The organism is Streptomyces sp. 5K101, from assembly GCF_046506645.1.
In the GTDB taxonomy this organism is placed as follows: Bacteria; Actinomycetota; Actinomycetes; order Streptomycetales; family Streptomycetaceae; genus Streptomyces.
In genome coordinates, this window is sequence record NZ_JBKFFO010000005.1 from 514,606 (window position 1) to 535,807 (window position 21,202).

Annotated in this window: 26 protein-coding genes and 1 tRNA gene; 7 read left to right on the plus strand and 20 right to left on the minus strand. The window is 69.7% G+C overall.

Features of this window, described 5'->3' with window-relative positions:
* Window positions 1-67: 67 nt before the first annotated feature.
* The 7 genes from ACLB9X_RS13340 to ACLB9X_RS13370 form a co-directional block, all read right to left on the minus strand.
* Window positions 68-913, minus strand: coding sequence for an RNA polymerase sigma factor SigF (locus ACLB9X_RS13340; RefSeq protein ID WP_410360502.1), 846 nt, complete (start codon window positions 911-913; stop codon window positions 68-70).
* 186 nt (window positions 914-1,099) lie between these two features.
* Complete coding sequence (locus ACLB9X_RS13345) at window positions 1,100-1,393, minus strand: Dabb family protein (protein ID WP_410360503.1); 294 nt, start codon at window positions 1,391-1,393, stop codon at window positions 1,100-1,102.
* A gap of 48 nt (window positions 1,394-1,441) precedes the next feature.
* Window positions 1,442-1,570: a hypothetical protein gene (locus ACLB9X_RS13350; protein ID WP_410360557.1), complete on the minus strand. Its 129-nt coding sequence runs from the start codon at window positions 1,568-1,570 to the stop codon at window positions 1,442-1,444.
* A 173-nt stretch (window positions 1,571-1,743) separates the two neighbouring features.
* Window positions 1,744-1,828 (minus strand) — tRNA-Ser (locus ACLB9X_RS13355).
* Window positions 1,829-1,908: 80 nt separating this feature from the next.
* Window positions 1,909-2,397, minus strand: a complete 489-nt coding sequence (gene tadA, locus ACLB9X_RS13360; RefSeq protein ID WP_410360504.1) for a tRNA adenosine(34) deaminase TadA — start codon at window positions 2,395-2,397, stop codon at window positions 1,909-1,911.
* A gap of 7 nt (window positions 2,398-2,404) precedes the next feature.
* Complete coding sequence (locus ACLB9X_RS13365) at window positions 2,405-2,947, minus strand: hypothetical protein (RefSeq protein WP_410360505.1); 543 nt, start codon at window positions 2,945-2,947, stop codon at window positions 2,405-2,407.
* 161 nt (window positions 2,948-3,108) lie between these two features.
* Window positions 3,109-3,291, minus strand: coding sequence for a hypothetical protein (locus tag ACLB9X_RS13370; protein WP_410360506.1), 183 nt, complete (start codon window positions 3,289-3,291; stop codon window positions 3,109-3,111).
* Window positions 3,292-3,404: 113 nt separating this feature from the next.
* On the opposite strand from ACLB9X_RS13370, the gene upp reads away from it, so the two are divergent.
* Window positions 3,405-4,040 (plus strand): uracil phosphoribosyltransferase, encoded by a 636-nt coding sequence (upp, locus tag ACLB9X_RS13375; protein WP_410360507.1) that lies wholly within the window; start codon window positions 3,405-3,407, stop codon window positions 4,038-4,040.
* A gap of 57 nt (window positions 4,041-4,097) precedes the next feature.
* Here upp and ACLB9X_RS13380 read toward each other — a convergent pair whose 3' ends face one another.
* The 10 genes from ACLB9X_RS13380 to ACLB9X_RS13425 all read right to left on the minus strand — a co-directional run bounded on the left by ACLB9X_RS13380 (window position 4,098) and on the right by ACLB9X_RS13425 (window position 13,453).
* Complete coding sequence (locus ACLB9X_RS13380) at window positions 4,098-4,697, minus strand: LytR C-terminal domain-containing protein (RefSeq protein WP_410360552.1); 600 nt, start codon at window positions 4,695-4,697, stop codon at window positions 4,098-4,100.
* A 137-nt stretch (window positions 4,698-4,834) separates the two neighbouring features.
* Window positions 4,835-5,131: a type II toxin-antitoxin system VapB family antitoxin gene (locus ACLB9X_RS13385; protein ID WP_003955420.1), complete on the minus strand. Its 297-nt coding sequence runs from the start codon at window positions 5,129-5,131 to the stop codon at window positions 4,835-4,837.
* A gap of 426 nt (window positions 5,132-5,557) precedes the next feature.
* Window positions 5,558-7,093, minus strand: a complete 1,536-nt coding sequence (locus tag ACLB9X_RS13390; RefSeq protein ID WP_410360553.1) for a M28 family metallopeptidase — start codon at window positions 7,091-7,093, stop codon at window positions 5,558-5,560.
* 165 nt (window positions 7,094-7,258) lie between these two features.
* The gene (locus ACLB9X_RS13395) at window positions 7,259-7,858 is read right to left on the minus strand and encodes an HhH-GPD-type base excision DNA repair protein (protein WP_410360508.1); all 600 of its coding nucleotides are present in this window, start codon (window positions 7,856-7,858) and stop codon (window positions 7,259-7,261) included.
* 221 nt (window positions 7,859-8,079) lie between these two features.
* On the minus strand, window positions 8,080-8,493 hold the full coding sequence (locus tag ACLB9X_RS13400; protein WP_410360509.1) for a YciI family protein: 414 nt from the start codon (window positions 8,491-8,493) through the stop codon (window positions 8,080-8,082).
* A gap of 182 nt (window positions 8,494-8,675) precedes the next feature.
* Window positions 8,676-9,476 (minus strand): SDR family oxidoreductase, encoded by an 801-nt coding sequence (locus ACLB9X_RS13405; protein WP_410360510.1) that lies wholly within the window; start codon window positions 9,474-9,476, stop codon window positions 8,676-8,678.
* Window positions 9,473-11,134, minus strand: coding sequence for an FAD-binding dehydrogenase (locus tag ACLB9X_RS13410; RefSeq protein ID WP_410360511.1), 1,662 nt, complete (start codon window positions 11,132-11,134; stop codon window positions 9,473-9,475). Before ACLB9X_RS13410 ends, ACLB9X_RS13405 begins: the two co-directional genes overlap by 4 nt.
* 16 nt (window positions 11,135-11,150) lie before the next feature.
* Window positions 11,151-11,879, minus strand: a complete 729-nt coding sequence (locus ACLB9X_RS13415) for a TetR/AcrR family transcriptional regulator (protein ID WP_410360512.1) — start codon at window positions 11,877-11,879, stop codon at window positions 11,151-11,153.
* Between the two features lie 148 nt (window positions 11,880-12,027).
* On the minus strand, window positions 12,028-12,885 hold the full coding sequence (locus ACLB9X_RS13420; RefSeq protein WP_410360513.1) for an SDR family NAD(P)-dependent oxidoreductase: 858 nt from the start codon (window positions 12,883-12,885) through the stop codon (window positions 12,028-12,030).
* A complete protein-coding gene (locus tag ACLB9X_RS13425; RefSeq protein WP_410360514.1) occupies window positions 12,878-13,453 on the minus strand; it encodes a cupin domain-containing protein in 576 nt (191 codons plus the stop codon). Before ACLB9X_RS13425 ends, ACLB9X_RS13420 begins: the two co-directional genes overlap by 8 nt.
* Before the next feature lie 414 nt (window positions 13,454-13,867).
* Here ACLB9X_RS13425 and ACLB9X_RS13430 point away from each other — a divergent pair, with 414 nt between their 5' ends.
* The gene (locus ACLB9X_RS13430; RefSeq protein ID WP_410360515.1) at window positions 13,868-14,095 is read left to right on the plus strand and encodes a hypothetical protein; all 228 of its coding nucleotides are present in this window, start codon (window positions 13,868-13,870) and stop codon (window positions 14,093-14,095) included.
* Between the two features lie 450 nt (window positions 14,096-14,545).
* Window positions 14,546-14,845 carry a hypothetical protein gene (locus ACLB9X_RS13435; RefSeq protein WP_410360516.1) on the plus strand — a complete coding sequence of 100 codons (300 nt, stop codon included), beginning with the start codon at window positions 14,546-14,548 and terminating at the stop codon, window positions 14,843-14,845.
* Window positions 14,846-14,851: 6 nt separating this feature from the next.
* Here ACLB9X_RS13435 and ACLB9X_RS13440 read toward each other — a convergent pair whose 3' ends face one another.
* The 3 genes from ACLB9X_RS13440 to ACLB9X_RS13450 all read right to left on the minus strand — a co-directional run bounded on the left by ACLB9X_RS13440 (window position 14,852) and on the right by ACLB9X_RS13450 (window position 17,322).
* Complete coding sequence (locus ACLB9X_RS13440) at window positions 14,852-15,067, minus strand: DUF5988 family protein (protein ID WP_410360517.1); 216 nt, start codon at window positions 15,065-15,067, stop codon at window positions 14,852-14,854.
* 390 nt (window positions 15,068-15,457) lie between these two features.
* Complete coding sequence (locus tag ACLB9X_RS13445; RefSeq protein WP_410360554.1) at window positions 15,458-16,879, minus strand: ATP-binding protein; 1,422 nt, start codon at window positions 16,877-16,879, stop codon at window positions 15,458-15,460.
* A 161-nt stretch (window positions 16,880-17,040) separates the two neighbouring features.
* Entirely contained in the window at window positions 17,041-17,322 is a 282-nt protein-coding gene (locus tag ACLB9X_RS13450) for a hypothetical protein (protein ID WP_410360518.1), read from the minus strand.
* A gap of 195 nt (window positions 17,323-17,517) precedes the next feature.
* On the opposite strand from ACLB9X_RS13450, the gene ACLB9X_RS13455 reads away from it, so the two are divergent.
* The 4 genes from ACLB9X_RS13455 to ACLB9X_RS13470 all read left to right on the plus strand — a co-directional run bounded on the left by ACLB9X_RS13455 (window position 17,518) and on the right by ACLB9X_RS13470 (window position 20,633).
* On the plus strand, window positions 17,518-18,759 hold the full coding sequence (locus tag ACLB9X_RS13455; protein ID WP_410360519.1) for an IS256 family transposase: 1,242 nt from the start codon (window positions 17,518-17,520) through the stop codon (window positions 18,757-18,759).
* Between the two features lie 474 nt (window positions 18,760-19,233).
* A complete protein-coding gene (locus ACLB9X_RS13460; protein ID WP_410360520.1) occupies window positions 19,234-19,818 on the plus strand; it encodes a hypothetical protein in 585 nt (194 codons plus the stop codon).
* Window positions 19,815-20,189, plus strand: coding sequence for a winged helix-turn-helix domain-containing protein (locus tag ACLB9X_RS13465; protein WP_410360521.1), 375 nt, complete (start codon window positions 19,815-19,817; stop codon window positions 20,187-20,189). The genes ACLB9X_RS13460 and ACLB9X_RS13465 overlap by 4 nt, the downstream gene beginning before the upstream one ends.
* A gap of 156 nt (window positions 20,190-20,345) precedes the next feature.
* Entirely contained in the window at window positions 20,346-20,633 is a 288-nt protein-coding gene (locus ACLB9X_RS13470) for a hypothetical protein (RefSeq protein WP_410360522.1), read from the plus strand.
* Window positions 20,634-21,202: the final 569 nt, after the last annotated feature.

Genomic DNA, 21,202 nt, shown 5'->3' on the forward strand with positions numbered 1-21,202 from the left:
CAGGAAGCCGGGGGTGCAAGACTTTTGAACCGGCCTCAGCAGTTCGAAGAGGATCTACCCGTTCTGCTTACGCTTCGATCCTGTTTGCGGACCGAAGTCGCGCGAAGCTGCGCGCCAGCAGCCGCGACACGTGCATCTGCGAGACGCCCAGCTCCTGGCTGATCTGGGACTGTGTCAGGTTGCTGTAGTAGCGGAGCATCAGGATCCGCTGTTCGCGCTCGGGCAGCTGGACGAGCAGGTGCCGTACGAGATCGCGGTGCTCGACGCCGGCGAGTGCCGGGTCCTCGTAGCCGAGCCGGTCGAGGAGTCCGGGCATCCCGTCGCCCTCCTGCGCCGCCTCCAGCGACGTGGCGTGGTACGAGCGGCCCGCCTCGATGCAGGCGAGCACCTCGTCCTCGCCGATCTTCAGCCGCTCGGCGATCTCCGCGGTCGTGGGCGAGCGGCCGTGGGTCGTCGTGAGGTCCTCTGTCGCGCCGTTGACCTGGACCCACAGCTCGTGGAGGCGGCGCGGTACGTGCACGGTGCGGACGTTGTCGCGGAAGTAGCGCTTGATCTCGCCGACGACCGTCGGCATCGCGAACGTCGGGAACTGCACGCCCCGGTCCGGGTCGAACCGGTCGATCGCGTTGATCAGTCCGATCGTGCCGACCTGGACGACGTCCTCCATCGGCTCGTTCCGGGAGCGGAAGCGGGCGGCGGCGTAGCGCACCAGCGGCAGGTTGGCCTCGATGAGCGCCGAGCGCACCCGGGTGTGCTCCTTGGTGCCCGGCTCCAGCGTCTTGAGGCGGCCGAAGAGGACCTGGGTGAGGGCCCTCGTGTCGGCGCTCCGGCTCTGCGGCCTGGCGACGGCGGAAGGGTTCTCGTCCGGCCGTTCGTTGTGGGGTGGAGCCTGAGGCGCAGTACTGGCCGGCACGGTCACGCCACCCCTTCACGGTCGATTTCGGTCAACTCATCCGTCAAAAGCGGTCATAGCATCACAAGACATGTCCACTGTGTGCAAGCACCCGATAACACCGTGTTGACGGTCGGTTGGCACCCGACGAGCCGCAAAACACAAGGACCCCTCGCCGCGGCGGCGAGGGGTCCGGATGCGGGGTGGTCAGAACTCGTAGTCGGCGATCACCCAGGTGGCGAACTCGCGCCACTGCGCGGCGGCCGCCTGGTGGGCAGGGTGCCCGAGGTAGCGCCCCAGGGCGTCCGTGTCCGCCACGGCGGAGTTGATGGCGAAGTCGTACGCGATGGGCCGGTCGGTGATGTTCCAGGCGCACTCCCAGGACTCCAGCTCCGGGACGAGCCCGCCCAGCTCCTGGAAGGCCTTCGCGGCGGCGATCACGCGCGGCTCGTCGCGCCCGACGCCGTCGTTGAGCTTGAAGAGGACCAGATGGCGGATCAAGGAGCACTCCTGGGGCTGGTGGTGGGGCGGAGCGGGATGCGCGGCGGTCTAGTTGACGAGCTCGGTCATGAACTGTCCGACACCCTGCGCGGCGTCCGAAATGCCCTCGAACCCTATCCCGACCAGATCGGCGGCCTTCTCGGGTGAGGTGATGATCGTGTACAGGACAAAGCTCACGACTATGTAAAGAGCGACCTTCTTCGCTTCCACCCTCGGCCCCTGTCTCCCCTGCCGGCCCTGCCCTGCCTCTGCGTCGCGTGAGTCTAACCGAGGCGGTTTTTCCGGCCACCCCCGTCATGGGCATGCGCGAAGGGCCCCGGTGCGACTGCACCGGGGCCCTTCGACAAAAGCGGTAGCGGAGGGATTTGAACCCTCGGTGACTTGCGCCACACTCGCTTTCGAGGCGAGCTCCTTCGGCCGCTCGGACACGCTACCGGGAGAGAGCTTAGCCCAAGGTGGGCCGTACGTTGAAATCGGTATCGGCACGGCGCCCCCCCGCGGGCGCCGGCAGGGCCTCAGCGCTCGGCGGGACGGTCCCGGAAGAAGGCCGTCAGCTGGGACGAGCACGCGTCCTCCAGTACGCCGAGCACCACCTCCGGCCGGTGGTTGAGCCTGCGGTCCCGTACGACGTCCCACAGCGAACCGGCCGCGCCCGCCTTCTCGTCGCGCGCGCCGTAGACCACGCGGTCCACCCGGGACTGCACGAGCGCGCCCGCGCACATCGTGCACGGCTCCAGGGTCACGACGAGCGTGCAGCCGGTCAGCCGCCACTCGCCGAGACGGGCGGCCGCACGGCGGATCGCCAGCACCTCGGCGTGCGCCGTCGGATCGCCCGTCGCCTCGCGTTCGTTGTGCCCCGTGGCCAGCACCGAGCCGTCCGCGGCCAGGACGACGGCGCCGACCGGCACGTCACCGGCCCGCGCCGCGCGCTCGGCCTCGTCGATCGCCAGACGCATGGGCGCCTGCCAGGGGTCGCGTACGGGGTCGTTCGGATCTTCCGTCATGCGATCGTCAGCGCACCGTCTCCAGGACCTCGCCCGCGCCGAGCGCCTCGGCGATCTCCAGCAGCGCGTCCGTGTCCAGCGCCAGCAGCTCCTTCTCCGACAGTCCGAGGTCCAGCAGGATCTCGCGGTCGCCGACCGGGCCGGCCGGTACGGTCTCGCCGCTCTCCAAAGCGCCGCCGTCCGCCGTGTCCTCCTCGTCGTCCGCTTGTGTCTCCCCGTCCTCGGTGCCGTCGAGGTCCAGGGCGTCCAGGTCGTCGGCCGGGTCGTCTGCGTCCCCGCCGAGCAGTTCGTTGGTCAGGATCTCCCCATAGGAGGAGCGCGCGGCCGCGGCCGCGTCCGAGACGAAGATACGAGGGTCCTCCTCGCCCTCGACGCGGACGATGCCGAACCAGGCGTCCTCCTGCTCGATGAAGACGAGCACCGTGTCCTCGTCCACCGAGGCATCGCGGGCCAGGTCGGTCAGATCCGACAGCGTCTCCACATCGTCGAGCTCTGTGTCGCTCGCTTCCCACCCGTCTTGAGTGCGCGCGAGCAGTGCGGCGAAGTACACCGTGACTCTCCCACTGATCAGAGGTGTGACGACCGGCGGTGCGCTGATGTCTGCCCCGCCCACTCGGAATCGTGGCAGAAACATCCGCGTTGCGAGAGGTCTTCCGTCGTGGCGTCGGCCACCAGTTCTGCGGGGCCGGCTTCGGGGAGCCCCCGCGGAGGTCACCAGCGGAACGTCCGCATACGCATCTGCTGGCGCATCCGGGCCGCGCGGGCCCGTCGTGGCTGTACCCGGTCGCGCAGTGCCTTCGCCTCGTTCAGCTCGCGCAGGAACTGGGCGCGTCGCCTGCGGCGCTCCCCGTCGGTCTCCCGCTCCTCGTCGTGCTCCGGCTCGGACTCCGCCATCGGTCACACCACCCCACGAGTGCTCCGTTCACCCTCGTGCCTGCGGCCCGGGGTACCCCACCACCTTCCCTCCGATACCCCTGTTGATGCGAGTGCGGGCTACTGTTGAGGCCATGCGGATCCACGTCGTCGACCACCCGTTGGTGGCGCACAAACTCACCACGCTGCGCGACCGGCGCACCGACTCCCCGACCTTCCGGCGCCTCGCCGACGAGCTGGTCACCCTGCTCGCGTACGAGGCGACCCGGGACGTGCGCACCGAGCAGGTCGACATCCAGACCCCGGTGACGGGTACGACCGGCGTCAAGCTGTCCCACCCCCGCCCCCTCGTCGTGCCGATCCTGCGGGCGGGCCTCGGCATGCTCGACGGCATGGTGCGGCTGCTGCCGACCGCCGAGGTGGGCTTCCTGGGGATGATCCGCAACGAGGAGACGCTGGAGGCGTCGACGTACGCGACGCGGATGCCGGAGGACCTCTCCGGCCGCCAGGTGTACGTGCTCGACCCGATGCTGGCCACCGGTGGCACGCTGGTCGCGGCGATCCAGGAGCTGATCAAGCGCGGCGCGGACGACGTGACCGCGGTCGTGCTGCTGGCGGCGCCGGAGGGCGTCGAGGTGATGGAGCGCGAGCTGGAGGGCACCCCGGTGACGGTGGTGACGGCGTCGGTCGACGAGCGCCTGAACGAGCACGGCTACATCGTTCCCGGCCTCGGCGACGCGGGCGACCGCATGTACGGGTGCGCTGACTGATCAGGGGCCCGGTTCGCCGCCGGGCTCACCCGCCGCGTCCCGGGGCACTGCCACGGTTCAGCGGCACGTGGCCGAGGGCGCGGGGGCGGGTGCGGCCATGGCGGCCAGGGCCGCGTCCGCGCTCTTCCTCGGTTCAAGGGCCTTGTAGGCCGTACCGATGATCAGGTCGATGTCCGCCGTCTTGCGGGTGTCGGTCTTCAGCTGGGTGCCGAGGAGCTGTGTGCCGAGGACCCGGAAGTACCCCTCGTGGGCCGTCGGCCCGCCCAGCAGCACCGCGGTCCCGGGCACCTTCTTGTCGTACTCCGGCGTCGCGTTGCCCACCTTGCCGATCGTGAAGCCGCGCTTCTTCAGCTCGTCGGCCGCGGCCTTGGCCAGACCGCTGCGTGGGGTGGCGTTGTAGACGTTCACCGTGACCTGGCGCGGCTTCGGCGGCACGGGCGCCGCGGAGACCGTCGGGACGGGTTCGCACGTGCGCGTGGCGGCCGTCGTGGACTTCTTGCCTCCGCCGGTGAAGGCGTCGACGAGCTGCATCGTGCCCCAGCCGGCCAGCCCGAGGGCGACCACCACCGCCAGCACCGCAAAGACGATTCTTCCGCGGTTCCGGGGGCGTCGCATACGTGGGTATGTGTCGCCCGTGATGCGGTACTTTCCACCCATGCCGGGGGGAGTGAGCATGCTCATGGGCGCAGCGTAGTGCGGCCTGGTCGCCATGCCTACTAAACGATCAGTTGATTGCGTCCGTCCGGTGCCGAAAGGCCCCGAAAGGATCAGCGGCCGACCGCCGCCGCGGTGGCTCAGCCCAGCTCGAGCACGCGGGCGTGGAGCACCTGGCGCTGCTGCAGGGCGGCGCGCACCGCGCGGTGCAGCCCGTCCTCCAGATAGAGGTCGCCCTGCCACTTCACGACATGGGCGAAGAGGTCGCCGTAGAACGTCGAGTCCTCGGCGAGCAGCGTTTCCAGGTCCAGCTGGCCCTTGGTCGTCACGAGCTGATCGAGGCGGACCGGGCGCGGCGCGACATCCGCCCACTGCCGGGTGCTTTCCCGGCCGTGGTCGGGGTACGGCCGCCCGTTGCCGATGCGCTTGAAGATCACACGGAAAGCCTACCGGCCGAGGGGCACCGGGCGCAGCCACGGAGCCACAGTGCAATCGTGTGGAAAAGTATGCAAACCGGGAAGCAGGTGTCTCTCATGACACCTCAGGAGCCGGTACGGGAGGCTGCGGGCGAGGAGATCGGGCTGGCCACGGCCCTTCCCCGGCCCGCGGTGGAGAGCTCTCGGCGAACGGCGTCACCGTGCTGAGCGACACGGGTGCACCGACTCCGATCGCCGTGACCCGGCACCGGTCGCCGTGACCCGGCTGCGCGCGCCGCGGTCCCGGATGGGCCCCGCGGAGGCGGCGGCCCTGGACACGGCGGTCAGGGGGCCTCGCTGTACGGGCGCCATGCCGGGGCCGTCGACGGGAACGACGCGCCGCAGGAGGTGATCCCGCGGCGCGCCGTGTGCTCCTGCGCGGAGCTGTTACTCGGTGACCTCGTGGTCGTGGCCGTCGTGCAGGCCGCCGCCGCTGCCCGCGTCGCCCTCCGTCGGGACGGTCGTGACCGGCTTGCGCAGCGAGCTCAGGTCGTGGGCGTAGGTGCCGACCGCGTTGGCGATGACGCCGATGTTCACGGCGAAGGCGTCCATGTCGATGTTGTCGATGGTGTCGCCCTCGGCGTGGTAGTTCGGGTCGTACGCGACGCCCGCCGTGCCGCCGAACTTCTTCGCCTGCGCCTCGGTCTTGATGCCCTCGGCGCCCGTGAACGTGCCGCCCGACGGGATGCCGACCTCGATGAACGGGCCGTAGTCGGAGCGGCCGGTGAAGTCCGTGCCCTCGTGCGGATGGCCCTTGCGGTCGAGGAACTCGTTGATGTCGCGCTCCAGTTGCGCCGAGCCCGCGGGGCCGGGGCCCGCGCCCACGCGGTCGGAGTCGTCGCCGTCGTAGACGAAGAGCCCGTAGTTCGGCGAGGCGATCATGTCGAAGTTCAGGTAGAGCTTGATCTCCTTCTTGCCGAGGTCGCTCAGGTGGGTGACGTAGTGCTCGGAGCCGAGCAGTCCGTTCTCCTCGGCCGACCACCAGGCGAAGCGGACCTTGTTGCCGGGCCGCGGCTCCTTCTTGGCCAGTTCCTGGGCGACTTCGAGCAGGCCGGCCGAGCCGGAGCCGTTGTCGTTGATGCCCGGGCCCTCGGTGACCGAGTCGAGGTGCGCGCCGAGCATCACGGTGTTGGCCGCGTTGCCGTGGCGGGTCTCGGCGATCACGTTGTTGGTGGAGCGCGTCTCCTGGAGCTGGCGGATCTCGAAGGAGACGTTCACCGGACCCTTGGCCAGGTCGGCGGCCAGCTTCTCGCCGTCGGCCTTGGTGATGCCGCCGGTCGGGATCTTCCCCGCGGCTGCGTCGCCGAGGGTGCCGGAGAGCGCGCCGTCCGTGTTGTTGTAGACGACGGCGCCGATCGCGCCGGCACCGGCCGCGGCGGCCTGCTTCGCGGCGAACGTGCAGCCGCCGCGCTTGATCAGCGCGATCTTGCCGGTGAACGTCGACGAGGCGTAGTCGCTCTCGGTGCAGCCGGTCGTGTCGTCCACCGGCACGGCGGCCAGCGCGGCGCGGACACCGCCGACGGGAGTCGACTTGGTGAACGTCATCGCCTTGATGGTGAGGTCCGCGGGCGTCGGCGACAGGACCGACAGCTTCTCCGCCAGCGTCTGCGTGTAGACGAACTCGAACTTCTGGTACGAGACGTCGTACCCGTACCGCTTCATCTGCTGGTACACGTACGCGGCTGACGCGTCGTGCCCGAGGGAACCGGCGGCGCGGTGGCCGCCCGCCGAGTCAGCTATCTCCTGGAACTTCTCCAGGTGTTCGTAGGCGTCGTCGGCCGACGCGCGGGCGACCAGCTTCCTGGCCAGCTTCTCCGCGTCCTTCGCCGCGCGTTCGGCGGGGTCGTGACGGTGGGCTGCGGAAGGGGAGGCGGATGCCAGCAGGAGCGGGGTCGCGAGTGCGGCTGCGGCCAGGGTGGCCACGGCTCTGCGAGAGGATGCGTTCACAGAGGTCCTTCCCGGTGCGAACGTGGGTTGAGTGGAAGCTAGCGATCTGTTGGGGGTTCTGTGAACACCCGTGCCCCAACTGACGGCTCATTTCATCCCACTAGCACCCGGACGCGTCCATTCCGCGCCCACGTACCGCCATCAGCGCTTTTTCGTGGTCGCCTTCTGCGCCTTGGCGGCCGCCTTCTTCTCCTGCTTGTACGCGCGCACCCGGGCCAGCGACTCGGGGCCGGTGATGTCGGCCGCCGACCGGAAGGAGTCCTTCTCGCCGTACGCCCCGGCCGCCTCGCGCCATCCCTCCGGCGTGACGCCGTACTGCTTGCCCAGCAGCGCCAGGAAGATCTGTGCCTTCTGCTCGCCGTAGCCGGGCAGCGCCTTCAGCCGGGCCAGCAGTTCGGCGCCGCTCGACACGTCGCGCCACACGGCGCTCGCATCGCCGTCGTACTCGTCGACGAGGAACTGGCACAGCTCCTGCACCCGCTTGGCCATCGACGCGGGGTAGCGGTGCACGGCCGGCTTCTGCCGCAGCAGCTCGCCGAAGGCGTCCGGGTCGTACGCCGCGATCTGAGCGGCGTCCAGGTCGTCGGCCTCCAGGCGCTGCGCGATCGTGAAGGGGCCGGTGAACGCCCACTCCATGGGGATCTGCTGGTCGAGCAGCATGCCGACGAGGGCGGCGAGCGGGCTGCGGCCGAGCAGTGCGTCGGCCTCGGGCTGCTGGGCGAGGTGAATTGTGGCGTCCATGTTCCGATGATCACCCGCCCGCGCGGTGGACCGCACCTCAGACGCGAGCCGGCCTCCCCGTGTCCGGAGGTGACGTGCACCGGGCAGGGAGAGCGCGTGGCGTGCCGCCGCTTGGCGGTCGGCAAGGACGCCTTCCCTGTCATCGGCGGTCGTGGCCCCCAGGAGCGCCCCGGGGACCTGCGGCGCGCAGCGGCGCAGGTCCCCGGTTCCGGGCGCGCGGTTCACGCATCGCCTCCGCCTTCCAGGATGGGCCGGATCACGACCGGGTACTCCGTGGTCCCCTCCGGGGTCGGGCACTGCGCGATCCGCGCGGCGATCTCCGTGACCCGCTCCAGGCTCTCGCACTCCAGGACCCAGTAGCCGGCGACGAGTTCCTGGGTTTCGCTGTACGGCCCGTCGCTGATCACCGGCCGGCCGTCCCTGCCGGAGGTGACGTGGCGGGTGAGCGCGGGTTCGGCGAGCCCCTGCCCGTCGACGAACTCACCAGATTTCGCGAGGTCGTCGTTCACGGACTGCATGAACAAGTACATCGCCTGGATCTCCTTCTCGCTCCACGCGGGAGCCCCCAGCGACGCCTTGCCGCGCATCGCCTCGTAGTCGGCCTGCGTGCCCTGCACCATCACCAGGTACTTCATGGTCTCGCTCCTTCGTCCGGCGTCCTTCATCCCTCGCTGCCTCCCCTTGTGGGCAACTCTCACAGGGACGTCGGAGCGGGTGCCGGATTCCGGGCAGGGCACGCCGGTTTTTCTCGGACGGTCGCGGCGGCGGCCCGTGCCCGAAGCCGAGATCGTGCGAAGAGGCCCGGGCGGCCGCCGTGTCAGCGCAGCCCGTGTCTGCGGGCTACCATGCGCTCGACGGCCGTCCTCGGCAGCAGCCTGCGCAGGGCGAACACCACGGGCGCGTTGCTGCCCACCGCGTAGAGCGGCTTCGGCCGTGCGGCCTCGATCGCTCGCACCACGGTGGAGGCGACGTGCCGGGCCGGGATGCCCTTCGCCTCGTTGGCGTTGAGCGCGGCGAGCATGGTGCGGTACTCCGCCAGGAACGGCGAGTCGTCGGCGACGTACTGCGTGCGGCGCTCGCTGATGCCCGTGCTGACCGAGCCGGGCTCGACCGTGGTGATGCCGACGCCGTACGGGGTGACCTCGCGCCGCGCCGCGCTCGCGAAGCCCCTGATCGCCGCCTTGGAGGCGACGTACGAGGAGCGGTAGGCGAGCGGGAAGCTGGCCAGCATGGAGCCGACCATGATCACCCGGCCGCGCCGGCGGGCCCGCATGCCGGGCAGCAGGAGCTGGGTGAGCCGTACGGGCCCGAGGACATTGAGGCGGAACAGTCGTTCCAGTGCCTCCATGGGCAGCTCCTCCAGCGGCCCGTTCTGGCTCTCGCCCGCGTTGTTGACCAGGACGTCCACCGCACCGGCCGCCGCGGCGCACGCCTCGATCGAGGCGTCGTCGGTGAGGTCGAGGGCCAGGTACGTGACGCCGGGGACCGGGTCGGCGACCGATTGCGGATCGCGGCTGGTGCCGTAGACGCGGTAGCCGCGCTCGACGAGCGCCGCCGCGACGGCGGCGCCGATGCCCGACGACGCGCCCGTCACCAGGGCCGTGCCCCGGGGCGTCACGCCAGCCGCCGGGCGATCGCGAGGCCGGCTGCCCGGCCGGAGAAGACGCAGCCGCCGAGGAACGTGCCCTCCAGCGCGTTGTAGCCGTGTACCCCGCCGCCGCCGAAACCGGCGACCTCGCCGGCCGCGTACAGACCGTCGAAGACGGACCCGTCGGGGCGGACCACCTGCGAGTTCAGCGTCGTCTCCAGACCGCCGAGCGTCTTGCGGGTCAGCAGGTGCAGCCGCACGGCGATCAGCGGACCCTGTTCGGGGTCGAGGAGGCGGTGGGGCTTCGCGACCCGGGTGAGCCGGTCGGGCCAGTACGCGCGGGCGTTGACGACGGACATCAGCTGGAAGTCCTTGGTGTACGCGTTGTCCACCGCGCTGTCGCGTGCCAGGACTTCCCGTTCGACCTGCGCGTAGTCGAGTTCGCAGTCGGGCGTCAGGGCGTTCATGCCCTTGACCAGCTCCTTGAGGTTGGGCCGTACGACGAAGTCCTCGCCGTGGTCGAGGAACGCCTGCACCGGCCCGGGGGCGCCCTTCTTCGCGCGCGACAGCACCAGCTTCAGGTCCTTGCCGGTGATGTCGGGGTTCTGCTCGGAGCCGGAGAGTGCGAACTCCTTCTCCACGATCGCCCGCGTCAGCACGAACCAGGTGTGGTCGTGCCCGGTGCCCACGATGTGCTTCAGCGTGGCGAGCGTGTCGTGGCCGGGGAACAGCGGAACGGGGAGCCTGCGCCCGGTCGCGTCCAGCCACAGGGAGGACGGGCCGGGGATGATCCGGATCGCGTGGTCCGGCCAGATCGGGTCCCAGTTCCTGATGCCCTCGGTGTAGTGCCACATGCGGTCGCGGTTGATGATCGAGCCGCCCGCGCGCTCGGTGATCCCCAGCATCCGGCCGTCGACGTACGCGGGAACACCGGTGATCATCGACGCAGGCGCGGGCCCGAGGCGGCCGGCCGGCCAGTTCCCGCGGACCAACTCCTGGTTGCCGCCGATGCCGCCGGAGGTCACCACCACCGCCTGCGCACGGAACTCGAACTCGCCGGCCGGCTCGCGGGAGGAGGCGACCCCGCGCGGCAGATCGGACACTTCGAGGACGGTGCCCCGCACACCGACGGCCGCCCCGTTCTCGACGATCAGCCCGTCGACCCGGTGCCGGTGACGGAAGGTCACCAGACCACGGGCGGCCGCGGCGAGCACAGGCTCACGGAAGACCCGCACAGCCTCGGGGCCGGTGCCCCAGGTGATGTGGAAACGCGGAACGGAGTTGCCGTGCCCGCCCGCCGTACCGGCGCCGCGCTCGGCCCAGCCGACGGTCGGCATCACCCGCAGTCCGAGCCGCTGCAGGTATGCACGCTTCTCGCCGGCGGCGAAGTGCACGTACGCCTCCGCCCACTTGCGCGGCCAGCGGTCCTCGCGCTCCCGGTCGAAACCGGCCGAGCCCAGCCAGTCGGACATGGCCAGGTCGACGGAGTCCTTGATGCCCATCCGCCGCTGCTCGGGGCTGTCGACGAAGAACAGACCGCCGAGCGACCAGAACGCCTGACCGCCGAGGTTGGCCTCGCTCTCCTGGTCGACGACCACCACCCGCCGTCCCGCGCGGGTCAGTTCGTACGTCGCGACGAGACCGGCCAGTCCCGCTCCCACGACGATGACGTCGGCGTCCTCGCTCACGCTGCCTCCTCCGTGCTCACGCTGTCTCCTCCGTGCCGGGCGTGCTGTATGCCTGCAGAACGTGTTCGAACAGCTCCTCGCGGCGCCTCGCCGGCGCCTCGCTGGCCGGTTCGAGCAGCACCTGCACCGCGGTGCCGTCGTGCACGGCGACCAGGGCCTGCCCGAGAGCCGTCACATCGGGGACCCGCCGCCCGGTCCGCGCGAGCGCCTCGACGACGACCGGCAGGATCGTGTCGAGGATCGCCCGCTCGCGGGCCGCCATGACGCGCCGCAGGGACGGATTGCGCAGCGCGTGCGCGGTGAACTCGGCCGTCACCCGGTACCAGACGTCGTCCACGGGGATCGCGCGGAGCGCGGCCCGCAGCGCTTCCTCGGGCGTCGCGGCGGACACGTCGCCGAGCGCCTCGCGCAGATCGGCGAGCATGCGCTGCGAGCGTTCCTCCCACATGGCGAGGAACAGCTCGTCGAGGGAGGTGAAGTTGGAGTAGAAGGCGCCTCGTGTATAGCCGGCGCGCTCGCAGATCTGCTCCACGGTCGAGCGGCCGAAGCCCTCGTCGGCGAACACCTGGAGGGCGGCGTCGAGCATGCGCCGCCGTGTCCGGGCGCGACGCGCGGTGACGCGCTTGGGGGCGGGCGCTGATCCGGAAGCCGGATGAGTGCCGCCTGCCGTAGTGGACGCGGGTGCGGGTGCGGTGCCGTGTGCGGTGGTGGATGCGGGTGCGGTGCCGTGTGTGGTCGCGGGCATGACCGACTCCCCTCGTTCGATGCGCGAACGTATCGGATGCATTCGTGTATCGACAAGGGATGTGCACCGGCCGGCCCGCCCTTCCGGCCGTCCCGTCCTTCCGGCCGTCCCGTCCTTCCGGCCGTCCCGTCCTTCCGGCCGTCCCGCGCTACCAGGTCGGGCGCGCGCTGACGCCGCCGTCCACCACCAGGTCGTGGCCGCTGATCCAGGCCGCGGCGTCCGAGGCGAGGAACACGCACGCGTTGCCGACGTCCTCGGGGCGGCCCAGCCGGGTCAGGGGCGCGGACCGGGTCCAGCGGCGGACGCCGTCGGGCCACACCTCCTCGATGCCGTCCCGGTGGATGAGGCCGGGGGAGACCGTGTTGACGCGGATGCCGCGCGGGCCGTACTCCAGTGCCGCCGCCCGCGCGAACATGATCAGAGCGGCCTTCGCGGAGCTGTAGTGCGCGTGCCCGGGAGCCGGACGGCTGCCCTCGATCGAGGCGATGTGCGTGACCGTACCGCCGCCCTGGCCCGCCATCACGCCGACGGCGGCCTGGGTGCAGCAGAAGGCGCTGGTCACCTGGGCGTCGGACATGCGGCGCCAGTCGTCGGCCGTCATGCCCGCGAGTTCCTGGACGGGCTGGATCCCCGAGCTGTTGACCAGCGCGTCCAGCCGCCCCCGCCACGAGGCCGCCGCGTCGACGAGCCGGTGGCACGCGCGCTCGTCCGTCAGGTCCGCCTCGACCGGCAGCGCCGCACCGCCCATGGCCGTGATCGCCGCCGCGAGCTCCGCGACCGGCCGTCCGCCCGGCCGGTGGTGGAGCACGACGGCGGCGCCGGCCTGCGCGAACCGCCTCGCGATGCCCCCGCCGATCAGCCCGCTCGCTCCGGTGACGAGCGCGACGGAGCCCGTGAGCCGGGGCAGCGAGGGGTCTGGGGACCCGCTGCTCGCGGGGTTCCCCGGCCGGGCGGTCGCCGCATCGGCCGATACGGCGGGCGTGCGGTCGGGCGGGTGGTCAGCCATCGGTCTCCTCGTCGGTCACCCCGGTCATGCGCAGGGGCGCGTGCGGCCGGCACAGCGCCCGGATACGGTCCGCCTCCTGCGGGTACCGGGCGACGAGTTCGCCGACGTGCCCGCCCTCGTAGTCGGAGGCGACGAAGCCGGGGGACATGGTCGTACCGCACAGCGACCACGCCCCGCCCGGTGCCACGCGGGCACCCATCCAGGTGCCGGCGGGCACCACGGTCTGCACGCGCCCTCCGGAGCCCGGGCCGGCCAGCAGCTCGACCCGGCTGCTGCCGTCGGGGGCGAGGAGCAGCAGCTCCAGCCGGTCGCCGCCGTAGAAATGCCACACCTCGTCGACCGGCAGCCGGTGCAGGGCCGAGAAGCCGTCGTCGCCTGCGGTGAGCAGCACGATGATCGCCGACCCGGCCGGGCGCCCCGCGGCGTCCGGCGGCCCCGCCCAGGTCCGGCGGAACAACCCGCCCTCCACCGGCAGCCGTTCCAGCCCGTAGAGCGCGGTCAGTCCGGCGACCGTCTCCGCGACGTCCGCCCGCTCGTCCCGGCCGCCTCCGCCGATCAGCCTGCACATCGTCGACACCCCTTCCGGGCGTACGCCCGCGGTATGCGGTCCCTGCCGGGGCGGACCGCCTCCGCTCCACGACGTCGGCGGACACGGTGCGTTTCGGCCCATCTGTACCCCGATACGGCCAGGAATTAGACATCTGACGACATCTCATCCCGATTCCCGTCGGCGGTATTCGTCCGCCGGTGCGCCGGGCGAAAGTGCACGTCAGTTGGCGTTGTCGTGAAGAAGTATTCACCGTCAAAAGCGGAGCGTAGGTTGCCAGTTGGTCCTTTGGCGTGATCTGATCCTGTGGTGCGGGGGTCGTGATTGCCGATACCCGCTCCAGGCGTCGGGCAACCGTGTGTGCCGGCCTGCTTTCCTTTGACGCGTCCGTTCTGCGTCAGTCCAGGAATCCCCCATCATGAAAAGGGAGAGAAAGTGCGTAACGACTTCACCCCTGTCGAGACCGCCGAGATTTCCGACAGCGAGCTGGACGGCATTTCGGGTGGTATCGCCAGCGCCCACGCCGGTGTCAACGGCTACGGTGCTGCCGTGAACGTCGGTGACGTCGTCGGGGCTGCCCAGTCCGTCGCGTCCGTCGTCCCGGTCGCCGCGGTCACCGGTGCGGCCCAGGGTCTCGTCTCGGTGCAGACCACCGGCATCTGAGAACGACCCGCCTCACGGTCTTCTCGGCCCTTCGGCCAGAGGCATTGCCCGCCCCACCCCGCGTTTGTGCGGGTGACGAGGGCGGGCCAGGGCCCCGGAATATCCAGTCCCGGGGCCCATACGCATGTCCGCACCGGAATCGGAACGGCATGCTTTTTCCGTATCGACGCAGACCTTTCGATATCGGTACGGGCCTTTCCTGTGCGGATGCGTACCTTCCCGTATCGAGCGGATCAGCGGGCGGCGGTGATTTCGGTACGGGATGGCGCATCCGAACCCGCGACGACCGCGCCGGGCCGGGAACGCAGCCCGAATACGCTGACAGCAGTTCCCCGGGCGAGCCGGTGGCGGCCACGTTGACCGCGGTGACGGCGGACAGCCCCAGTGCGGCCCCGAACTGGAACGCGGTGTAGAGCAGCGCGCCTGCCGCTGCTCGCCGTCGCCGGGGGCGTGCCGGACCACTGGCTGGAGCAGCGCCGCCCGGCCCGCACGCCGGGCGGCCGCCCGATCGGCCGCGGCCCCGCCGTCGCCAACATGCAGGAGGCCCTCATGCTGGTCGCGGGTGGCAAGGGCGCTCTGCTCTCGACCGCGCACTCCGCCACGTACCACGCGCGGCCCGGGGTGACCTACGTCCCGTTCGTGGACGCCGAGCCCGTCGGCTACGGCCTGGTCTGGCGCGCCGGAGACGACACGGGCGCGGTCCGCGCCTTCGTCCGCACGGCACACGAGGTGGCCGGGTCGCCGGCCTGAGCGCGCTCAGCCCGGCAGCTCCGTGCGCTCCCACCACTCGTAGACGGGCAACGCCCCCTCGGCGGTCTCCTGCCGCCGCGACGTGGCCTTGAAGTGCTCGTACCCGCCCCGGAACGGGATCTTGAGGTCGCTCCCGGGCGCGGCCGTTCCGGAGAGGGAGACGATCCGCTCCGGAAGATCCTTGGGCCCGCCTTCGAGGACTGCTTTCGTTGCGTCGGTCATGACGGCAGTGTCCCCAAAGCCCGCCTGTGCCCGGCCGGTGACGCGCCGCAGGTCGTGTTCTGCGGCCCTGCGGGCCGCTCCCGGTCGATCACCCTCAGCAGGGGCCGTCGCGATTCCCCGAAAGTCTTGACTTGCGGTGAATCGGGAGGAAAATCCCATATACACCAGAAAACCAGAGCGAGCCGTACCGTCGGAGGAGACGTCCACCGACCGGCGCGACCCACTTGGGTGGCTCTGGCCAGGCCCCCGGCAGATCCGCTTCGAGGTCAGGGTTCACAGCGACGACTGGAACTCATGGCACGGAGAGGACTACCGGGGACTGCATGTCCGGGCCCGGACGGGCGCGAATGCAACCAGAACCGCTGCACTCACAGGAGCGCAGCCCCTGCTTCATTCCCTGCGCCAGGCGCTGAGCAGTTGTTCCGGGCCGTACGCAGCCTGCAGACCGGAACAGTCGACCCTGTTACGTGAGACGGCCACGAGTGGCACCGGCTCGTCGGTGATCGCGGCCCGGTGCTTCTGCAGTGCGGCCAGGTCGTGGCTGTCGAACGCGGAGTTCTCCAGCCACTTGACCGAACCGAGGAAGAGCAGCTCCTTGGCCACCGGCTGCCGGTCGGCACCCACCAGATCGATTTCGACGTCGTTGCTGCGGGTCCAGTACCCCCCGATCGCCGGTGTGGCAGGCAGGAGCCCGTCCGGCAGGAGGCGGGCGAGGGATTTCCGGACGAGGGGCTCGATCGCGCGCCCCCGCCAGCTCGTCCACTGCTCCTGGATCCGGCGCAGCGTGAGATCTCCCCGCATCCGTTCGATCTCCGCCATGTGCGGATCCAGAAACGCGAGCCAGAACCGGAGGTAGGGGTCGGCCACGCGGTAGCGGCGTTCCTTCGACGGCCTCAGCGAGAGGGGCAGCTCGGCTGCCACCACCCGTTTCCCGGTCAGGACATCAGTGGCTCGGATGAGAGTGGTGTGGGAGATGCCGCCCGCCGCGCGCGCGATGTTGGTGAAGGTTCTCTCCCCGCTTCCGATGGCCCGAAGGACTTCTCTGCTCATCGCCTGCGGCGGAAACTCCGCGGCCAGGGACCGTTCGGCGGAGACCAGCAGCGCCGAGATCGGGTTGTCCAGCGAATCACGGAGGAACTCCCAGACATCGGCTCCCGGCCGCCACTCCGCGCAGATCAGCGGAAGACCGCCCGTGATCAGGGCGGCGTCGAAGGCAGCCGCCGGCGCAAGCCCGAGCATCTCGCCGATGTCGGCCGGGTTCAGCGGCCCCACAACCATTTCCCGGCCTCGCTGGTGGAAGGGGCGCTCGTAGCTGTTCAGTGCCTCCATCATCGACAGGTCGGATCCGACCAGGAGGAGGAGCACGGGTTTGCGGCTGAGCAGGCGGTCCCATGCACGCTGGAGCATGCCCTCGAAGGCGTCGATGCGGTCCATGAGGTAGGGAACCTCGTCCATGACGACGACGCTTGGTCTGTCGTCGGGAAGGATTTCCGCGAGGAGCCTGAATGCGGCGTTCCACTGCTCCGGAGTCTCCTCCGCGAACAGTTCGCGCTCCGGGAGCGTGGATCTGGTGACAGCGTCGAGCAACTCGGTCAGCTCGCCCTCCGCCGTGCCGCCCGCCGCGGTGAAGAAGAGGTACGGCACGTCCGTGCGCCGGAGGAACTCCTCGACAAGACTGGACTTGCCGACCCGCCGCCGTCCGCGCATCAGGATGCACTGACCCGGTTTCACCGACCCGACGGCGTCGCGAACCGACTGCAAGGCGCTGCCGAGCACGCTCAGCTCGCGGTCCCGCCCGATGAAACGCCGCATTCGGAAGCCTCCCGCGAGCAATGGTATCGGCAGAGATAGTATCGCCGCCGATACCATCTCTGCTCAGGTCGCTCGGCGACCCGACGGGCGGTGCTCCAACGGGCACGGCTGAACACGCCGGCTAGTGGCCCGGAGCGGTCGCTCGAAGCGGCACCGTTCCCTCAGAGCTTGCCTCCCACCAGGACAGTGCGATGACCACCCAGCGCGCGTGCGAAGCGTTCGAGAAAGCTGGGGCTGAACTCGGGCCAGCCCCAGAACTCGAAGCCCAGGGAGCCGAACGCGTAGTAGTCGTTGTCCCAAGTCCACGCAGTCAGGTCGCCGGCTCGACTGCAGCGTGGGCAGGCAACGGCAGCTCGGCCGGTGCCGCGCCAGGTGCCGATGGCCTTGTCGAAGGGCTCCCAGGCACCCTCGATCACGTCCCACTCTTCGGTATACAGGTCCACATGGCCGGCACAGAAAGGGCAGACCGCGTACTTGGCATCGCCCTGGCCGGATGGCGTCCCTTGACGTGGTGTAGCCGATCAAGGTGAGGGAGTGCGCCGGGTGCGTGTGCCGATGGGCTTTCGCTCCCTGCCCGCAAGGTGGGCCATCGTGCAACTCTCCGTAGTGAACGGGCAGTTCAACGCGGGAGGTGCAGGATGGCCCTGTCTCAGCATGACTTACTTCGGCTGCTTGAGTCACTACGTTCGGCGGACGGGCTCGAACTTGTCCGGCACGTGGCCGAGCGGATGCTCCAGGAGCTGATCGAGGCCGAGGCCACAGTCCGGATCGGCGCGGAGTGGAACGAGCACACCGAGACGCGCACTGCGCTTCGCAACGGCCACCGCGACAAGACGCTCAGCACCCAGGCCGGCGATCTGGACCTCGCGATCCCCAAGCTCCGGTCGGGCAGCTTCTTCCCCGCCCTGCTGGAGCGACGCCGCCGCATCGACCAGGCCCTGTACGCGGTCATCATGGAGGCTTACGTGCACGGCGTGTCCACGCGGTCGGTCGACGACCTGGTCAAGGCCCTCGGCGCGGACACCGGGATATCCAAGAGCGAGGTCTCGCGGATCTGCCAGGACCTGGACGGCCAGCTGACCGCGTTCCGTGCCCGGCCCCTGGACCACGTCCGCTTCCCGTACGTCTATCTGGACGCGACCTACTGCAAGGCCAGGGTCGAGCACCAGATCGTCTCCCGCGCCGTGGTGATCGCCACCGGGATCACCGAGGACGGCGGCCGGGAGGTACTGGGAGTGATGGTCGGCGACAGCGAGACCGAGGTGTTCTGGACCGAGTTCCTGCGTCACCTGCGCGAACGCGGTCTGACCGGGGTCCGGCTCGTCATTGGCGACCACCACCTGGGACTGGTCAAAGCCATCCGCAAGGTCATGCTCGGGGCCGCCTACCAGCGCTGCAGGGTTCACTTCCTGCGCAACGTGTTCAGCGTGATCAACAAGGAAGCGGCCGAGATGGCCGCCGCCACCATCCGCACGATCTTCGCCCAGCCCACTGCGGATGCGGTCCGCACCCAGCTCGACACCGTCGCCGACATGCTCGGAAAACAGTTCCCCAAGGTCAAAGACATGCTGCTGGCGGCGAAGGACGACCTGACCGCCTTCGCCGCCTTCCCCGAGCGACATTGGAAGAAGATCCAGTCCACGAACCCGCTGGAGCGGATCAACCGCGAGGTCAAGCGCCGCACCGACGTTGTCCAGGTCTTCCCCAACGATGACGCGCTCCTACGGCTGGTCACCGCCGTGCTCTTCGAACTGCACGACGAATGGATCGCTTTCCCCCGCCGCTACCTGCCCGAGGGAAGCATGGACCAGCTCTACCCCTCCGAACGCCCCGAAAGCGCCCCTGCGCTACCCAACACCACCAACACAACCGCTGGATGATCGGCTACACCACGACAAGGGACATGACCCGGAGCCGTCAATGACGCCTCTTCGGACGACTGGACGGCCTGCCTTGGCGGTGCCGCTCGGAGAAGCCCACTGATGCCGACCGGTACCCCATCCGCTCTTGACCGCCATGAACTTTGCATCGCAAAGTTAGACCTTCAACGGGCGACCATCCGGCGGTCCGTTCACCCGCGCTGCCAAGCGCCGAGCACAGGGGGACACATGGGACCGTCCGCACCGAGCAGCGCGGGATCCGAACCAAGAGCGGAAGCGGCCGCCTTGTTGGCCGTGGTGGAAGGTCTCCGGTCCAGGACCCGCACGCTGGTGAACGGCGCATGGATTCCCCTTCTCGGGTTCGGGCTTCTCGCACTGGCGGCCGTTCCGATCGCTCGGAACGCCTTCAACTTCGGAACTCACGGGCGTTACATCGGGTCCTATCCGGCTTTCGCCTATGCCGAGTTGACCGGATTGTGCGTTGTCCATGAACCGGGAACTCCTTGTCTGGAGGGCGAGTTCGACGGCGCCTTCCTGCGCTTCGCGGCCTGGGGCGTGTGGTTCGCGCTCCTTCCCCTCGCATGGTTCGTCTTCGCCCGCTGGTACCGTCTGCGTGGTGAGGACCGGGGTATCGTCCCCCGGCGCGGCGTGTGGGTCCGCGCGACCGCCATTACCACCGCAGTGATCACGATGGCCCTGGTGGCGCTGCTGTTCGGCAGGAACCAGCCTTGGGAGGCCCTGCTGCTGGAGAACAGCTACGCCTCTCCGTGGTACCTGGTAGGCATCGGTCTCCTCGCCTTCGGCATTGCCGAACGCAGCTGGATCGCCGCAGCGGCCGGCATCGCTCACGCCCTGCTGCTCACCGGGTACCTGGGAGCCTCCTGGGGCAGTGGATGGCTCCCCTGGCAGCATCCCACCGACCCCGGTTGGGCCGACGGACCGCAGGCCAAGGCTCTCCTGCTCGCCGCCATCCCGTTCCTCGCCGGTCTGTGCGAGCGGGCGGTGGTCCACCGCCGGGACATATCCGGTGTCGCCGGTGCGGATACGGTCGTCTCATGAGCGTCGAGGACGCGACCGCTTCACAGGACGGCCAAGAGGGGCTGCATCCCACCCAGGAGCTGGACGACACCGTCCACCAGCGAGTGCGGCTGGGCATCCTCACCATCACCCGCGAGGCCGACCGGGTCGAGTTCAGCTTCCTGAAGAGACAACTGGCCGTCACTGACGGAAACCTCTCCCGGCATCTAAAGGTGTTGGAGGAATCGGGAATGATCACCCTGGAGAAGGGCTACGCCGGCCGGCGCCCCCGAACGTGGGTTGCCCTCACCCGTGACGGTGCGCAGGCCCTGGACGCCGAACTCCGTGCTCTACGCGCACTCGTACTACGCCTGGAAACGCCCCATCTTGCGCCCCGCTCGCCCGACATGTGATCACCGCTCTAGGAGTTCGATCGGACGGGTCTTGCAGAGCACTCGGCTGCGCAGGGACAGACCCCTCGCGGTCGTCCAATGCCACTCCTGTCTGCCGTCGTTGATGTCATCCGTGGATGTCAGATGACACGCCTGCCGTGAGGTGTCGCGCCAACTATGGCCGTTGTAAGGGAGATCACCTTCTGGGAGGATTTCGCTATGTGGATAGCAGTGTTGGGCTTGATCCTGCTACTCGGTGCGGCCTCGGCGATCAACCAGGCGCGCAAAGGGCGGTGGTACACCGCTGGTGGGGTCCTTCTCCCGATCCTGGGTGTTGACTTGATGCTGTTTGGCGGAGTGGAACGGCATACCTCGTTCTTCTGGCTGGGTGTCCTCCTCGCCGTCGCCGGGTTCGGCATGGAGTTCATGGCTTACTGGAGGACTCGTGCATCCGGGGCCGAATAGATGCCTGAAGCCCCAATTTGGAAGATCGCGTAACCAGGCTGGGCCTGACCTGGGAAGACGCTGACCTGCGCGTTCCCGGAACGCTCGCCGACGGGTTCCGTTGTTCCCCGTCATTCGCCGTCCGATCGGGCACGTAGGGGGCATGTTCGCCGCCAGTCCGGGGTGCGGGCGGGGTCCGCTTACCTGTCAGGTCATCGACCCAATGCGTCGGCATGCCATGCTCCCGGTGTACGGAGCTCGATCGACCGGAAGGACGCCATGCCCGCCTACGCCATAGCTCACCTGCAAGAGGCCGCTGTGCCCGCTGCCGCTAGCGCGCCGCCGGGCGGGGCCGCCGCTGGCGAAGACAGGGCGGCGGCCCCGCCGACAAGGCGGCGCGCGCCCGCGCCGTGCGCGGGCCTTGAACCCGTAAAGAAAGTTGTTACTCAGGCCGGGGCTCGGAGTGTGTCCGGTCCCGGGAGATGCTTGACACTTCGGTCCCAGCTGATGGTTGACAGTGGCCGTGATCGGCTTTTCTGTGCGCGTCGTTGCGGCGTGTGTGGGGAGGCCGGGATTGGCGCTGGTGGAGT

Coding starts and splice junctions, on each gene's coding strand:
- ACLB9X_RS13425 (WP_410360514.1), bottom strand. CDS start 13,453: ATGTGCAGGCTGATCGGCGGAGGCGGCCGGGACGAGCGGGCGGACGTC.
- ACLB9X_RS13445 (WP_410360554.1), bottom strand. CDS start 16,879: ATGCGGCGTTTCATCGGGCGGGACCGCGAGCTGAGCGTGCTCGGCAGC.
- ACLB9X_RS13420 (WP_410360513.1), bottom strand. CDS start 12,885: ATGGCTGACCACCCGCCCGACCGCACGCCCGCCGTATCGGCCGATGCG.
- ACLB9X_RS13455 (WP_410360519.1), top strand. CDS start 17,518: ATGGCCCTGTCTCAGCATGACTTACTTCGGCTGCTTGAGTCACTACGT.
- upp (WP_410360507.1), top strand. CDS start 3,405: ATGCGGATCCACGTCGTCGACCACCCGTTGGTGGCGCACAAACTCACC.
- ACLB9X_RS13415 (WP_410360512.1), bottom strand. CDS start 11,879: ATGCCCGCGACCACACACGGCACCGCACCCGCATCCACCACCGCACAC.
- ACLB9X_RS13470 (WP_410360522.1), top strand. CDS start 20,346: ATGGCCGTTGTAAGGGAGATCACCTTCTGGGAGGATTTCGCTATGTGG.
- ACLB9X_RS13370 (WP_410360506.1), bottom strand. CDS start 3,291: ATGGCGGAGTCCGAGCCGGAGCACGACGAGGAGCGGGAGACCGACGGG.
- ACLB9X_RS13465 (WP_410360521.1), top strand. CDS start 19,815: ATGAGCGTCGAGGACGCGACCGCTTCACAGGACGGCCAAGAGGGGCTG.
- ACLB9X_RS13440 (WP_410360517.1), bottom strand. CDS start 15,067: ATGACCGACGCAACGAAAGCAGTCCTCGAAGGCGGGCCCAAGGATCTT.
- ACLB9X_RS13400 (WP_410360509.1), bottom strand. CDS start 8,493: ATGAAGTACCTGGTGATGGTGCAGGGCACGCAGGCCGACTACGAGGCG.
- ACLB9X_RS13380 (WP_410360552.1), bottom strand. CDS start 4,697: ATGGGTGGAAAGTACCGCATCACGGGCGACACATACCCACGTATGCGA.
- ACLB9X_RS13395 (WP_410360508.1), bottom strand. CDS start 7,858: ATGGACGCCACAATTCACCTCGCCCAGCAGCCCGAGGCCGACGCACTG.
- tadA (WP_410360504.1), bottom strand. CDS start 2,397: ATGACGGAAGATCCGAACGACCCCGTACGCGACCCCTGGCAGGCGCCC.